Source organism: Pseudomonas avellanae BPIC 631 (genome assembly GCF_000444135.1).
GTDB lineage: Bacteria > Pseudomonadota > Gammaproteobacteria > Pseudomonadales > Pseudomonadaceae > Aquipseudomonas > Aquipseudomonas avellanae.
In genome coordinates, this window is sequence record NZ_ATDK01000285.1 from 1 (window position 1) to 14808 (window position 14808).

At 57.8% G+C, this 14808-nt stretch carries 10 protein-coding genes; 6 read left to right on the top strand and 4 right to left on the bottom strand.

What is annotated here, in order from left to right; genetic code table 11:
• Positions 1–196: 196 nt before the first annotated feature.
• Complete coding sequence (locus tag DW49_RS0117090; RefSeq protein WP_005619950.1) at positions 197–538, top strand: hypothetical protein; 342 nt, start codon at positions 197–199, stop codon at positions 536–538.
• A gap of 88 nt (positions 539–626) precedes the next feature.
• Entirely contained in the window at positions 627–782 is a 156-nt protein-coding gene (locus tag DW49_RS1000000133130; protein WP_005740131.1) for a hypothetical protein, read from the top strand.
• 277 nt (positions 783–1059) lie between these two features.
• On the opposite strand, the gene DW49_RS0117100 is transcribed toward DW49_RS1000000133130, so the two are convergent.
• On the bottom strand, positions 1060–2730 hold the full coding sequence (locus tag DW49_RS0117100) for a pectate lyase family protein (protein ID WP_005619948.1): 1671 nt from the start codon (positions 2728–2730) through the stop codon (positions 1060–1062).
• Positions 2731–2903: 173 nt separating this feature from the next.
• Entirely contained in the window at positions 2904–3374 is a 471-nt protein-coding gene (locus DW49_RS0117105; protein WP_005740134.1) for a MaoC family dehydratase, read from the bottom strand.
• 395 nt (positions 3375–3769) lie between these two features.
• Here DW49_RS0117105 and fadD2 point away from each other — a divergent pair, with 395 nt between their 5' ends.
• Positions 3770–5458 carry a long-chain-fatty-acid--CoA ligase FadD2 gene (gene fadD2 / locus DW49_RS0117110; protein WP_005619943.1) on the top strand — a complete coding sequence of 563 codons (1689 nt, stop codon included), beginning with the start codon at positions 3770–3772 and terminating at the stop codon, positions 5456–5458.
• Between the two features lie 355 nt (positions 5459–5813).
• Positions 5814–7505, top strand: a complete 1692-nt coding sequence (fadD1, locus tag DW49_RS0117115) for a long-chain-fatty-acid--CoA ligase FadD1 (RefSeq protein WP_005619941.1) — start codon at positions 5814–5816, stop codon at positions 7503–7505.
• 126 nt (positions 7506–7631) lie between these two features.
• Here the strand turns inward: fadD1 and DW49_RS01000000128485 are convergent, their stop codons facing one another.
• Together DW49_RS01000000128485 and DW49_RS0117125 are read right to left on the bottom strand one after the other, a co-directional pair.
• Positions 7632–7871 (bottom strand): type II toxin-antitoxin system RelE family toxin, encoded by a 240-nt coding sequence (locus tag DW49_RS01000000128485; RefSeq protein ID WP_081591631.1) that lies wholly within the window; start codon positions 7869–7871, stop codon positions 7632–7634.
• Positions 7872–7911: 40 nt separating this feature from the next.
• Positions 7912–8157: a type II toxin-antitoxin system Phd/YefM family antitoxin gene (locus DW49_RS0117125; RefSeq protein ID WP_005619938.1), complete on the bottom strand. Its 246-nt coding sequence runs from the start codon at positions 8155–8157 to the stop codon at positions 7912–7914.
• A gap of 172 nt (positions 8158–8329) precedes the next feature.
• Between DW49_RS0117125 and hrpA the strand changes: the two genes are divergently transcribed.
• Together hrpA and DW49_RS0117135 are read left to right on the top strand one after the other, a co-directional pair.
• Positions 8330–12241, top strand: a complete 3912-nt coding sequence (gene hrpA / locus DW49_RS0117130; RefSeq protein ID WP_024420241.1) for an ATP-dependent RNA helicase HrpA — start codon at positions 8330–8332, stop codon at positions 12239–12241.
• Between the two features lie 135 nt (positions 12242–12376).
• Positions 12377–14647, top strand: coding sequence for a hypothetical protein (locus DW49_RS0117135; protein WP_024420240.1), 2271 nt, complete (start codon positions 12377–12379; stop codon positions 14645–14647).
• Positions 14648–14808 lie beyond the last annotated feature (161 nt).

Genomic DNA, 14808 nt, shown 5'->3' on the forward strand with positions numbered 1-14808 from the left:
GGCATTGCAGGCTCGTATTGGTGTTGTGTGAGAACTCCAACAATACGGGCCTGTTCTCATAGGGATCAATAGGTTACGTCGAAACGGGAACAGACCCTAAACGCAGTCCAAAAAGGCCTTATAAATTATTGCTGCTTATTTCTCGGTTCAAGTTGCCACGCGCACGGCCGAAACCCCGATAAGAGGATATAAAACCATGCTGCAACCTATGCTTCCGTTAAGTGTGGTGCCCGTGACATCACAGCTGGACCCGGCCAAACGCATGCCGGACATCCCGCCTGTGGCACCGGTGCAACAGAGCTCCTACGAGACCTCTATCGATCTGCACAACGAAGATACTGAACGCAGCGCATTGCTATTGCGTGAAGAGCAGCAACGTCAGCAACAGCAGCATCAGGGTCGTCCTTATGAAGAGGCCGAGGAATATCAGGGGCTGGTCGTTCCGGGTGACTCGCTCAATGCCGACAATACCGTGCCGGTCGTGCCTTTGATCGACGACGAGCCGCGCCAGGGTATCTGGGTCGACATTCAGATCTGATCGCTTCAATTGCCGGATAGGCGCTGGTCATGGCTGGTGCGAGCAAGCATTATTGGCACTGTTTTCCAGTGTCCGAGAGCGGCAAGCCATGAGCGACGATGAAAAATTGATCGACCTGGGCGCAGAGCGCGCCAGGCGCGTCCACGATTTGAACGACAAACGCCTCAACGAAGTGCGCAACGCCTTCGAACAGGCCATGCCGTTGAGCGGCAAAAAACCGAAGAAAAAGCCTAAAAAACGCTGACATCTTTCCTGCGTCATTGACCCGGATCAGTTATCCCTGTGCCTGCGCGGCTGGCGAGCGGATAACTGATCTGGATCAACATGCTTTTATCCAACTGCGCTTAACCTGATGCCATCGAACACGACGCGGCATGACCTCGGGCAGGTCATCGCCAACGCCGGGATCGGCGGCATAAAAAGGAATGACTGGCGCAGGCCGGTCATTCTGTCAGTGAGCACGCAAGGCACTTCGGGCGACGCAGGTCGCCCTTTTTTTCGCCTGCGTTTCGGGCCTGGGGTTATTTCACGACCTGTGCGCCCGCATTGGCCAGGTCATAGGCCCTGGCTGCTTCGGCTGTTTTCACGTCCCGGTTGTAGCTCGGTGTCCAGGCGGTAACCGGCGATTTCTGAGTGAAACTGACGTTACTGCCGATGTCTTTGAAGTGAGCATCGCCGTAGTCATCCAGCACGCCGGAGTTACTGGCCTTGTTGGAAACATCAACGCCTTTTGCGAAATAGTTGGCCTGCGACAGGATGGTAGCGTTCCCGGTCGCAGTGAAGCCTAGGTGGAATTTGTCGATCGAGTTGTTAAATACGTCAAATTGCCCCTGACGAAACAGACCGGGCCCGCGGACATCGAGGTTGCTGAACACGTTGTTGGCGATGGTCATCCGTGGGTAGCCCTTGTACTCGGCTTTGGCGGCTGCCGAGTCGTCCGGCTGACCGAGAATCACGCCATATTCGTTGTTCTGGAATTTCGAATTGGTCAGGCTGACGTTATCTGCCGTTCCGCCCACGTAGAGCAGTTTGTCCAGCCCCTTGGGGTTCTGATCCTTGGTGCCGGTGTAGGTGTTTTGGTCGATCCAGTAGTTCTTGCCGCTGCTGATGAACATCTGCATGTCGCCGTTTTCACGGTAACGGGCGTCATGGTTGAAGTTCAGATTCTGGAAAATGTCGTTGCTGGCGGTCTTGCCGCTGGCCAGATAGATGTTGTGCAGGGTGTTGCCTTTATCGGTGCCCAGCAGGGTTTTGTTGGCCCCGAAATTTATCGACACTTTACTGTCGGCAGACAGGTTGGCCCCCAGTTTGACGGTGCGGGCCTTGTCGTCCTCCATGTACTTCTTGAGGTCGGCAACCGTGTTCACGGTGACCACTTCACCGTTGTTGCCCCCGGTGGTATTGGCTTCCTTGGCGAAACCGATCATGCCGGACATGTCAGCGCCCTGGCCACGGGCGGCGGGCGTCGCGGGTTTTGCGGCAGTCACCGTGCTGTCAGGCTTGGCGGCGGCAGGTGTCGAGGTCTTCGGCAGCACCGGGTCGTTGGTCACTGCCGGCTTTATCGCTTCGGGTTTGGCCGGTGCCTTGTCCGGGCTGGTCTTTTCCGGGGTAATGCTGTTTCGCTCGACAGTCTGCGGCGGTGTAACGGTCGTCGGTTCTGAGGTTCTCTGCAGAGATACCGGTTTTTCCGCCGGATGATCGCTCTGCACCACAAACGGTTTTTCTACGTTGCCCTGAGGCGTTGAAGGCACCGAGGGTGAAGACTGGGAGGGTGTCGACGGCGTAGATGAAGACGACGAGGAAGGCGAAGCGTGCGATTGAGTGGACGTCGGCGTCTGTTCACGCTGGGTCTGTGCAGGCGCAGAGCCCTGGTGTTGATTGCCTTCCAGCAGAGAGAGCAGGTTGTTGAGGATGTTGCGGATCGCTTCCACGAGTTTGTTCAGTAACTGATCGCCGTTACCCCCCAGCCTGTTTGAGGACGTGCTGGTGTCAGTCGGCTGAATTCTGGAGCTCGATGTGTTCAGCGATGAGTGCGGACCATTGGCCTGCTGTATCAGTCCGAAGTCGATCAGGTTGCTATTGTGCCCCGGCCTGATGCCCTGGCCCTGCGACTGGAGCTGATCAGTCTGTACAGAGGCATCCTGCGCAGGAATCCCGGAGACGGGGTAGGTGTTTCTGTTGATCGTATTCATGGCTGAGTTCCCCGCCTGTGGGAATGAACAATGGGTGATCCCGGATAGAGGTACGGCTAGTCCCCTGAGTGGAAGGCGCAGGGAAAGAGTTCCGGGATGCATCACATATTTGTGTTCAGGCCATAAGCAGAGCGTGGGCGCGTCGTTGTCTGGGCGCGCGCCCGCTTTCGGTGTCAGCCGAAGGTGATCTCTGGCAGCACGGTCAGGTCGACGGTCTGCTTTTTACGCGGCGCCAAAATCTCGGCTTCGCCGTCTACCACCAGTTCATCGTTCTGGTTGAACACGCGGGTGGCGATGCGGACGCGGAATTTCGGCAGCTTTTCCAGAATTTCCAGGCGCACCGTCAGCGTATCACCCAGCTTCACAGGCTTCTGAAACGTCATCTGCTGACCGATATAAATGGTGCCCGGCCCAGGCAGCTCGCAGGCAACGGCAGCACTGATCAGCGCGCCACTGAACATGCCGTGGGCAATACGCTCCTTGAACATGGTCTTGGCGGCGTATTCTGCGTCCAGGTGAACCGGGTTGTGGTCGCCGGACATCGCCGCGAACAGTTGAATGTCCCGTTCTTCGACAGTCTTGCTGTAGCTGGCGGTCTGACCGACTTCAAGGGCTTCGTAAGGCGTGTTGGTGACTTGAGTCATGTGGCTGTCCTGACAATGAAAATCAAAATGAATTGAAGCGGGCCGGTTCATTCAGTCCGACGTAGCCTTGATTTGTAACACTTGATGACCTGCCGCCGCCAATGCGCGGACAAGATCATACAGACGCTTGCTGGCGCTCCCCGGATCACATTCCCGGCAAATATAAGCAAAAGGCGCGTAAATGCTGCTGTTACGGCCTCGAACGCTGCCCGTGGCCGGCCCGCCTGTGCCTGACAGTGTATCGCCAGTGGCAGATTGCAGTCTGAACAGGCACAAGATTCATGCCGCTGATGACGTCAGGTGGATTATTTGCCTGACGCGTTTTAACTGATAACGTCGGGCCACCCTGACCTTTGACAGCGGGCCAGGCACATGCAGGGAAGAGGATAAAAATAATGCAAGCTGATTTCTGGGATGACAAGCGTCCGGCGGGTGTCGATTCCAACGTGGATCTACAGGCCTATCAATCGGTCATCGACGTGTTTGAACGCTGCTGCAACAAGTTCGCGGATCGACCTGCGTTCAGCAACATGGGCGTGACCCTGACTTATGCCGAGCTTGATCGTCACTCAGCCGCGTTCGCCGCTTATCTGCAACAGCACACGCAACTGATGCCGGGTGAGCGTATCGCCGTGCAGATGCCCAACCTGCTGCAATACCCGATTGCTGTATTCGGTGCGATGCGTGCCGGTCTGATCGTGATCAACACCAACCCGTTGTACACCGCGCGCGAGATGCGCCATCAGTTCAAGGACTCGGGTGCCAAGGCACTGGTCTACCTCAATATGTTTGGCAAACTGGTGCAGGAAGTGCTCCCGGACACCGCCATCGAACATTTGATTGAAGTGAAGATGGGTGACATGCAGTCCGCGGCCAAGGGGTGGCTGGTCAACACCATTGTTGACAAGGTCAAGAAGCTGGTCCCGCCATTCCGGTTGCCCCAGGCTGTCGGCTTCAAGCGAGCACTGCAACTGGGGCGTGACAGCCAGCTGCAGAAGGTGGCGCAAAAGCTCGATGACGTCGCCGTGCTGCAATACACCGGTGGCACCACGGGGCTGGCCAAGGGGGCGATGCTGACGCATGGCAATCTGGTCGCCAACATGCAGCAAGTCTATGCCTGCATGCGCCAGGAGCGTCCCGAGGGTGGTCCAGTGTTTGAGGAGGGCTCGGAGGTGATGATCGCGCCGCTGCCGCTTTATCACATCTATGCATTCACGGCGAACTGCATGTGCATGATGATCAGCGGTAACCACAACATCCTGATTACCAATCCGCGTGACATCGCCGGCTTCATCAAAGAACTCGGCAAGTGGAAGTTCACCGCGATGATCGGTCTCAACACGCTGTTCGTGGCGCTGATGAACCATCCCGATTTCAAAAAACTGGATTTCTCGGCGCTGAAAAGCACCAACTCCGGCGGCACTGCGCTGGTCAAGGCCACGGCCGAGCGTTGGGCGCAGATCACCGGCTGCACGATTGTCGAGGGCTACGGCCTGACTGAAACGTCGCCTGTCGCCAGCGCCAACCCTTATGGTGCGCTGGCGCGTCTGGGCACGGTCGGTATTCCGTTGCCCGGTACGGCCATGAAGGTCATCGATGACGAGGGCGTAGAGCTTGCGTTCGGCGAGCGCGGCGAATTGTGCATCAAGGGCCCGCAGGTCATGAAAGGCTACTGGAACCGGCCTGATGCCACCGTCGAATCGCTGGACGCCGAGGGTTGGTTCAAAACCGGAGACGTCGCGGTGATTGACGCCGAAGGGTTCGTCAGTATCGTGGATCGCAAGAAGGACCTGATCATCGTGTCCGGTTTCAACGTGTATCCCAACGAAATCGAAGACGTGATCATGGCCCATCCCAAGGTGGCCAACTGCGCATGCATCGGCGTGCCGGACGAGCGCTCCGGCGAGGCGGTGAAGCTGTTTGTAGTGCTGCGGGATCCAAGCGTGAGCGTTGAAGAACTCAAGGCGTTCTGCAAAGAGAATTTCACCGCTTACAAGGTGCCCAAGCTTATTGTTCTGCGCGATTCGTTGCCCATGACACCGGTGGGCAAGATTTTGCGCAGGGAGCTTCGCGACCCGGCCTGAGGCTAATCAATCATATCTATTTGTGTACCTGACCCCATTTGCAGGCTGCTGCACATGGGGTCTTTGTTTTCCGGTCGCGACGACTTTTATCTCTGACCGCTCTGGCTCGGTACTTTCGAGGCTGGCAATCGATATCTTCTCCGGGTTTTAAACGTGACTGAATTTAGTCTTTCGGTCTATTTGGTGACTTGCCGGCCTGCTTCTGCCTCTAGTCGGCCTCTGGCAAAGCTGCTACGCTCTGCGCGCTTTTTGATCAGTCATAAAGCGAAAAAGCGTCTACTGCATAATTCCAAACACAAGAAAATCATCGCTTCAAGCGATGTGAAGAATTCGCTATCGCTATGGAGCTGGCTGAATGATTGAAAACTTCTGGAAGGACAAATACCCGCCCGGTATCGCTGCTGATATCAATCCCGACGAGTATCCCAATGTCCAGGCTGTCCTGAAGCAGTCCTGCCAGCGCTTCGCCGATAAACCGGCGTTCAGCAATCTGGGCAAGACCCTCACCTACGGTGAGTTGTATGAACTGTCCGGCGCGTTCGCGGCCTGGATCCAGCAACATACCGACTTGCAGCCGGGCGACCGTATCGCCGTGCAGCTGCCCAACGTGCTGCAATACCCGATTGCCGTCTTCGGTGCGATTCGCGCCGGATTGATCGTGGTCAACACCAACCCGCTGTACACCGCGCGGGAAATGGAACACCAGTTCAACGATTCCGGTGCCAAGGCGTTGGTGTGCCTGGCAAACATGGCGCATCTGGCCGAGAAGGTCGTGCCCAAAACGCAGATCAGGCAGGTCATTGTCACCGAAGTGGCCGACATGCTCTCGCCGTTCAAACGCTTGTTGATCAACAGCGTCATCAAGTACGTGAAAAAAATGGTTCCGGCGTACCACCTGCCGCAGTCCGTCAGGTTAAACGACGTGCTCGCCAAGGGCCGTGGCCAGCCGGTGACCGACGTCTCGCCCGGCGCCGCCGATGTCGCCGTGCTGCAATACACCGGCGGCACCACCGGTGTCGCGAAGGGGGCGATGCTCACTCACCGCAACCTGATCGCCAACATGCTGCAATGCAAGGCGTTGATGGCGTCCGAACTTGGCGAAGGCTGTGAAATCATCATCACGCCGTTGCCGCTGTATCACATCTACGCCTTCACCTTTCACTGCATGGCGATGATGCTGATCGGCAATCACAACATCCTGATCAGCAACCCGCGTGATCTGCCGTCGATGGTCAAGGAACTGTCGAAATGGAAGTTCAGCGGTTTTGTCGGCCTCAACACGCTGTTTGTGGCCCTGTGCAACAGCGAGGGCTTCCGCAATCTCGATTTTTCGGCACTCAAAGTGACCTTGTCCGGTGGCATGGCTTTGCAGCAAGCCGCCGCCGAACGCTGGAAGCAGGTCACAGGCTGTCCGGTCTGCGAAGGCTACGGCATGACAGAGACCAGCCCGGTGGCGACGGTCAATCCTTCTCAGTACATTCAGATGGGCTCCATCGGCATTCCCGTGCCGTCAACGCTGTGCAAGGTCATCGATGATGCCGGCAACGAACTGGCATTCGGTGAAACCGGCGAGCTGTGCATCAAAGGCCCGCAAGTGATGAAAGGCTACTGGCAGCGCCAGGAGGCCACCGACGAAATGCTCGACAGTGACGGCTGGCTCAAGACGGGTGACATCGCGATCATCCAGCCTGATGGCTACATCCGGATTGTCGATCGCAAGAAGGACATGATCCTGATTTCCGGTTTCAACGTGTACCCCAACGAACTGGAAGACGTGCTGGTCACGCTGCCTGGCGTGCTGCAATGTGCAGCGATCGGTATACCGGATGAAAAATCGGGCGAATCCATCAAGGTTTTTGTTGTGGCCAAGCCTGGTGTAACCCTCACCAAGGATCAGATCATGGTGCACATGCGCGCCAACCTGACAGCCTACAAAGTGCCGCGCAGCGTGGAATTTCGCGACGTGCTGCCAACTACCAACGTCGGCAAGATCCTGCGTCGCGAACTGCGTGATGAGGAATTGAAGAAGCTGGGTTTGAAGAAGTAGGCGTTCTGCGTTGCTCTGCGCATGCATGATCGAACGCAGCGCGTCGGCACGATAGTGAGCTCAGGACGTATGTGTAACGAGGAGTGCTCCACGGAATGCATTTTGTGACGTGAGCATGCAGCCAGGTCAGGGAGACAGCCTGTCCTTGGCTGAATCGTAGATATCCCCTCGTTCGCGCTTGCCTACAGCGACGACGGTCACTACCACCCGATCATCTTCCACCCGGTAAACCAGTCTGTATCCAGCACTGCGCAACTTGATTTTGTAGTGATCGGGCATGCCATGCAGCGCATCGCCCGCATTTCGAGGTAATTCGAGCCGCTCCAAAAGCTTTTTCTTGAGTTGAGCACTAACGGTATGCCCCAGTTTTTTCTACTCTTTCAGGGCTGAAGGCAGAAACTCGAGCTTAAAGGTCAAGTATATCTACCGATACCGGCTTTTCATGTTGCCTGGCTTTGATCAGGTCGGCCAGATCGAGGTCATCAAGGTGCTCCATCATTGCTTCAAACACCTCGGCAGGCACCATGTAGCCCATGACTTTATTGTGATTGAGTACTGCGACGGGCAAGCCTTGTGCGCCGCTCAGGACGGCTGACGGGTTTTTCTTCAGTTCAGAGACGCTGACCGCGATGTCCGCAAAGATATTTTGCATGATTTCATACTCCTTTCAGGACTCTATATTGGTCTTTTTCAGGTTGCGGGCGCAATATCCCATGATCCGTCACTGGTGCCAGTGATGGCCTGAGGGATCAGACCATCGTCACAACCCACCGCAATCTGCGACAATCCGCACCTGCCATTTGAAAAAAGACCCTGCGCACCTGATGACCGACGAATCGCCCTCTATCGACCAACTCCTGAAAAACCTCGACCAAGCGATGATCAGCGAACGCCATCGTTTGCGCCGTCAGATGCATGAGCTGCGCAAGAAGCCTGACGAGGCAAAGCTGGCGCAGTGGGTGGCACGGGTTCAGGCGTCCTGCGCCCAGGTGACGGCGCGACGCGAGAGCGTGCCGGCGATGCGTTATGACGACAATTTGCCTATCGCCGCCAAGCGCGACGAGATCAAAGAAGCGCTGCTCAAGCATCAGGTGCTGATCATTGCCGGTGAGACCGGTTCGGGTAAAACCACGCAGTTGCCGAAGATCTGTCTGGAAATCGGTCGCGGTCAGCACGGTCTGATCGGCCATACCCAGCCGCGCCGGATCGCCGCACGCAGCGTGGCCAGCCGGGTGGCCGAAGAAATCGGCACGCCGCTGGGGGCGCTGGTCGGTTATCAGGTACGTTTCGAGGATCAGAGCGACAGCAACACCCTGATCAAGCTGATGACTGACGGTATCTTGCTGGCCGAAACCCAGAATGACCGCTTTCTTGAGCGCTACGACACGATCATCGTCGACGAAGCCCACGAGCGCAGCCTGAACATCGACTTTCTGCTCGGTTACCTGAAAACCCTGCTGCCGCGCCGCCCGGACCTGAAAGTCATCATCACCTCCGCGACTATCGACCTGCAGCGCTTTTCCGAGCACTTCAACGATGCGCCGGTGATCGAAGTATCGGGTCGTACCTTCCCCGTGGACCTCTGGTATCGCCCGCTGACCAGCGAGCAGGACGAAGAGGGCAACAGCGTCGAAGAAGACCTGACTGTCGATCAGGCTATTCTGGCCACGCTGGACGAACTGGCAGCCTTTGAACGCAGCGAGCGCAAAAGCCCCGGCGATGTGCTGGTGTTTCTGCCCGGCGAACGCGAGATCCGCGATGCGGCCGAGGTGCTGCGCAAGGCTCAACTGCGGCACACCGAGATTCTGCCGCTGTACGCACGCCTTTCTCCGGCCGAACAGCAGCGTATCTTCCAGTCGCACCCCGGTCGTCGCGTGGTGCTGGCCACTAACGTTGCCGAAACCTCGCTGACGGTGCCGGGCATTCGTTACGTGATCGATACCGGTACGGCGCGCATCAGCCGCTACAGCTATCGCGCCAAGGTCCAGCGCCTGCCGATCGAGGCCGTTTCCCAGGCCAGCGCCAATCAGCGCAAGGGCCGTTGCGGGCGCGTCGAGCCTGGCTTGTGCGTGCGCTTGTACAGCGAGGAGGATTTCAACGGTCGGCCCGAGTTCACCGATCCCGAGATTTTGCGCACCAACCTGGCGGCGGTCATCCTGCAGATGCTGCACCTGCGTCTGGGCGAGATTACCGATTTCCCGTTCATCGAGCCGCCGGATGGCAAGGCGATCAGTGACGGCTTCAACCTGTTGCAAGAGTTGTCGGCAGTCAATCGCGAAAATCAGCTGACCCCACTGGGTCGCCAACTGGCGCGCCTGCCGGTAGACCCGCGTATGGGCCGCATGCTGCTTGAAGCCGCGAAGCAGGGCAGCCTGCAGGAAGTGCTGATTGTCGCCAGTGCCATGTCCGTGCAGGATGTGCGTGAGCGCCCGCCCGAGCGCCAGCAGGCGGCTGATCAGGCGCATGCACAATGGAAGGACGCCGATTCGGACTTCGCCGGGCTGGTCAATCTGTGGCGCGGTTTTGAAGAGCAGCGCCAAACCCTGACCGCCAGCCCGCTGCGCAACTGGTGCCGGCGCAATTTTCTGAATTACCTGCGCCTGCGCGAGTGGCGTGACTCCCATCGGCAGTTGAGCCTGATCTGTCGCGACCTGCAACTGACGGTCAACAAGGAGCCTGCCGATTACCCGAAATTTCACAAGGCCATTCTTTCCGGCCTGCTGAGCCAGATCGGGCAAAAGGCCGACGAAGGCGATTACCTTGGCGCGCGGCAGCGACGCTTCTGGATTCACCCCTCCTCAGGGCTGGGCAAGAAGCGCCCGCAGTGGCTTATGGCTGCCGAACTGGTGGAAACCACCAAGTTGTATGCGCGCATGGTGGCCAAGATCGATTCGGACTGGATCGAGCCGCTGGCCGGGCACCTGATCAAGAAGAATCATTTCGAGCCGCATTGGGAGAAAAAGCGCGGGCAGGTCGTCGCGTTCGAACAGATCACCCTGTTTGGCCTGATCGTGGTCGGTCGCCGCCCGGTGCATTACGGGCCTGTCGACCCGCAGGTATCGCGCGAGCTGTTCATCCGCGAAGGCCTGGTACGTGGCGAAATCCTCTCTCGGGCCAAGTGCCTGAGTGCCAATACCCGCTTGCTGGAACAGCTCGACGAGCTGGAAGCCAAGGCTCGCCGTCGCGATATTCTGGCCGACGAAGACACCCTGTACAGCTTCTACGAAGCGCGAATTCCGGCGGAGATTCACCAGACCGCCACGTTCGACAGCTGGTACAAGACCGAAAGCCAGAACAACCCGCAATTGCTGATCATGCGCGAAGAAGACGTGCTGGCCCGTGAGGCCAGCGAAGTCACCGCCGCGCAGTACCCGGACACGCTGAGTCTGGGCGATTTGAGCCTGTCGCTGAGCTACCACTTCGAGCCCAACCACCCGCGTGACGGCGTGACCCTGCGCGTTCCGGCACCCTTGCTGCTGTCGTTGCCTGCCGAGCGTCTGGAGTGGCTGGTGCCGGGGTTGCTGGAAACCAAGTGCATCGCGCTGGTACGCAACCTGCCCAAGGCGGTGCGCAAGAACTTTGTGCCGGTCCCGGATTTCATCAAGGCCGCGCTGCAACGCCTGACCTTTGGTGAAGGCTCGTTGCCTCAGGCGCTGGGCCGTGAGCTGTTGCGCATGACCGGCGTGCGGGTCAGCGACGAGGCCTGGGCTGAAGCTGCGCAGCAGCTTGAAGGCCATTTGAAGATGAACCTGGAAATCGTCGATGGCAGCGGCAAGTTTCTCGGTGAGGGGCGTGATCTGGCCGAACTGACCGCACGCTTCGCCGAGGCGAGTCAGGCTGCTCTCGCTGTGCCGCAAACCGCGAAAAGCCAGCAACCGGTGCAGGCCAAGGCCTTTGCTGCGGTTGCGCAGAAGACTCAACAGAACATCGCCGGGCTGTCGATGACGGTGTATCCGGCGCTGGTCGAAGAGGGCGGTGCGGTCAAGGAAGGCAGGTTCTCTACGCAGGCCGAAGCCGAGTACCAGCACCGACGCGCCTTGCAGCGCTTGCTGTTGCAACAGTTGGCGGAACCGGCGAAGTTCCTGCGCAACAAACTGCCGGGCCAGACCGAGCTGGCCTTGCTGCACCGCGAACTGGGACGCATTGATGCGCTGATCGAAGACATCCTGCTGGCCAGTCTCGACAGTTGCGTGCTGGAAGGCGAGGCCGAGCTGCCGCGCGACGGTGCCGGCCTGCTGTCGCTGGCGGAGCGCAAGCGCGCCGACTGGACCGAACACGCCGAGCGACTCGCGAAGCTGGCGCTGGAAATCCTCAAGCTGTGGCACGGTCTGCAAAAGCGCTTCAAGGGCAAGATCGACCTGTCTCAGGCGGTTGCGCTCAACGATATCAAGGCGCAACTAAGCAAACTGGTGTATCCGGGCTTTGTGCGGGAAACCCCGGCGGCGTGGCTCAAGGAGCTGCCGCGCTACCTGAAAGCCATCGAAATGCGCCTGGAAAAACTGCCAGGCCAGGTGCAGAAAGACCGGGTGTGGAGCATCGAACTGGCAGGTCTCTGGGCGCAATACCAGGCACGCGCCGACAAACATGCTCAGGAAGGCAAGCGCGACCCGGAGCTGGCGTTGTATCGCTGGTGGATGGAAGAGTATCGCGTCTCGCTGTTCGCCCAGCAGTTGGGCACTAAAATGCCGGTGTCGGACAAACGGTTGAGCAAGCAGTGGAGCCAGGTGGACGGCTGATCCCGAGTTCGCATGTGTTTAGAGAAATGCGTCTATCGGGCCTATATTCATTATTCCCCCCAGCAGGGAATACATAGTTCAGCTACCTAAGAGATCTGGTGCTGACAGTTTCGAAGCTGTCTTTGGAACCCTCCTGTGATTTTCGAACACTCATTGGCGGGGCGTCGGCTCTTGCCGGTGGGTCAAATAAACAACAATGTCGAGGCAGCGATGAAGCCCGTTCAATCAGTTAGTGCAACACAACACTACAATCCTCTAACCAATATTGGGCAAGAAGCGTCATGCTCTCATGAAATAAGTGGCATCACGCAAACAGAGGGAATGCAGGCCACCGCTGCAACGACGCAGACCGCAGAGCAACTTACCACGGCGCGCGTTAGAGACATCACGGCGGCGGCCAAGGCCATACCGGACGGGACGACTGTGATGTCGCGCAAGCCGGAAGACCTCAGCCAATTGCAGACTGCCTATCTGGCCGCCAAAAATGCGCCCACGCACCCTGACCTCTACCTTAAGCTCTGCGAAACTTTTCGGGTACACGACGAGCGCCACGCCAGCGAAGGCCATGAGAACATCTGCGCGAAGACCATGACTGCTCGGATAGACGACGATGCGATCCGTGTAATGGCATATGCCTCTAGGGGCATGCATGGCGGTGACGTGAACAATTTCCTAAAGTTCAGCTTCAACTCTGGCCTGCCAAACCCTATCAGCAGCGCGTTACCCAGTATGCTTACGTTTGGTGCGTCAAGCTTCATCGGCGCCGTCCACGGACCGTGGTCTGGTTTCGGCAGCGCGCTTGCGTTCGCGGCCGCCAAGCCGTTCATGGCCGGCGGCATTCAGCCTGCCATTGTTTCGTTGTGCGACAACATCCGCGGACGTAATGCGCCAACCGTGCTGGCCAAAGGCGAAGTCAATGACGAGATATGGTTGGATGCCGCAGCCCAGACTCTGGAGGGCCTGAACGAGGGCACGCGTCGTGCTCTGACTTCTTTCGATGATGCTGTGCAGGCCGCGATTACGTCGGTGGGGATAAGGGATCCAAAGCTTCTCGAAACGGACGAAGGAATTGAATTGTTTTTCGATCATTTGAGCGATACCCACTTCAATGGTCTGCGCGAGGCCCTGGAGGGCGTCAATAATGCGCTGCAGAACACCGCTCCGCAGACTCGGGAATCACTTAGAGCCTTGGAAGAGGCAAGCCGCCCGAACATGCTTGAGCAACGCGAGACTACGCTGAAAGCCGAGTTTTCAAACCTTCGCCAGAAGGAAGGAAATGATTGGCAGCGCATCCCGCGCAGTCTCCGCGCGTCGGGCGGTACGTTGACCTCCGGACTGTCAGGTCTGAAGAAAGACGAGATACCGACACGCATGAATCCTGCTCTTGACCGGAAAAGCCATTTTGAGGGGCTCAACGCGCTCGCAAGTCCGGCTGTCGGTACCTCCTATGCGGCAGCAATCTCGCTATTACAGTCGCCTATGGCTGGCTTGGACGAGCGGAACAAGCAGAAATTCAATGTCAAGGCAGCTATCGTGTTCTACGACGCCTTCACGGCCGAAGGTAAGCAGCGCTATTTGGCCGGTGAGGAAATGGACCCGGACCGCGACGTCGACCAAGCGAAGCTGCGCGGGGTCTTCACTTCGGTGTCGGAGTACATGGTCAAGTCGACCCAAGAGAACCTGAAACAGCGACAAAAAGTGCTTGGCGTCGAAATCAGCGACGCGGGGCATGCGCTCAATGCCTTGCCTGAAAACACTTCGAGCATCACTCCTCCCGAGATCCGCGCAAAAGTCGAACGCTATAAGGCGCTGTCGGCCGACATGTCTGCGGTGACTCAAGCCATCCGCGAAGGGAATCCGAACTTCTTGACCGATTTGCCGGACGGAGAAGTAAAGAAGGCTTTCGACGACTGCGTAAATAGCGGCGGCATGCACGTATTGGAAAACATGACCAAGGTGAAGTACGCAAAGCAGGGCGAACTCAAGGCCCAGTGGACGCAGAAGGTCTCCACGGACGTATCCATGTTCGGCCTGGCCGGTCAGTTCACACCCTCGATCGTCAATAAACTCGCTGCAGCGATCTGCGGCGGCGCAGGCCATATCCCCAATGCGGTTGTCGGATTTCTCGGTGCCTACAGCCTTGCGGCCTCATTCATCGGTGCTCAGACGCAGTTTGCGGCAATCAACGCAAAGAATAACTTCCGCGAAGGTAACCCTAATCCAACGAGCCTGGAGACATTCATGCGCGGTAACCTTGCGCCGGTTATGCAGGCGAGTGCCAATCGCCATAGTCAGCATGCGTTGCAGGGTGCGGAGCAAGCGATCAGCACTGCTCGACAGGCTTTAAACAGCAGTCTCGGCCAGAATTTGCGCCGTCGCCCTAGTGCCCGCACGCAGCAGGAATAAGGGGGGAGTGCAGCACAGAGCGGCGTTTTTCAGAGTGGCTGGAAAGCTCTATTGCTATCGCGCTAGTGTACTGTTTTCGAAAAAATCAGCCACCAACTAACGGAAAATTCAAATCTTATCAATAGCTTAGCTTGCAGGTTATGGGTAACTTATTTCGAAAA

Coding starts and splice junctions, on each gene's coding strand:
- DW49_RS0117090 (WP_005619950.1), top strand. CDS start 197: ATGCTGCAACCTATGCTTCCGTTAAGTGTGGTGCCCGTGACATCACAG.
- DW49_RS1000000133130 (WP_005740131.1), top strand. CDS start 627: ATGAGCGACGATGAAAAATTGATCGACCTGGGCGCAGAGCGCGCCAGG.
- DW49_RS0117105 (WP_005740134.1), bottom strand. CDS start 3,374: ATGACTCAAGTCACCAACACGCCTTACGAAGCCCTTGAAGTCGGTCAG.
- fadD1 (WP_005619941.1), top strand. CDS start 5,814: ATGATTGAAAACTTCTGGAAGGACAAATACCCGCCCGGTATCGCTGCT.
- DW49_RS0117100 (WP_005619948.1), bottom strand. CDS start 2,730: ATGAATACGATCAACAGAAACACCTACCCCGTCTCCGGGATTCCTGCG.
- fadD2 (WP_005619943.1), top strand. CDS start 3,770: ATGCAAGCTGATTTCTGGGATGACAAGCGTCCGGCGGGTGTCGATTCC.
- DW49_RS0117125 (WP_005619938.1), bottom strand. CDS start 8,157: ATGCAAAATATCTTTGCGGACATCGCGGTCAGCGTCTCTGAACTGAAG.
- hrpA (WP_024420241.1), top strand. CDS start 8,330: ATGACCGACGAATCGCCCTCTATCGACCAACTCCTGAAAAACCTCGAC.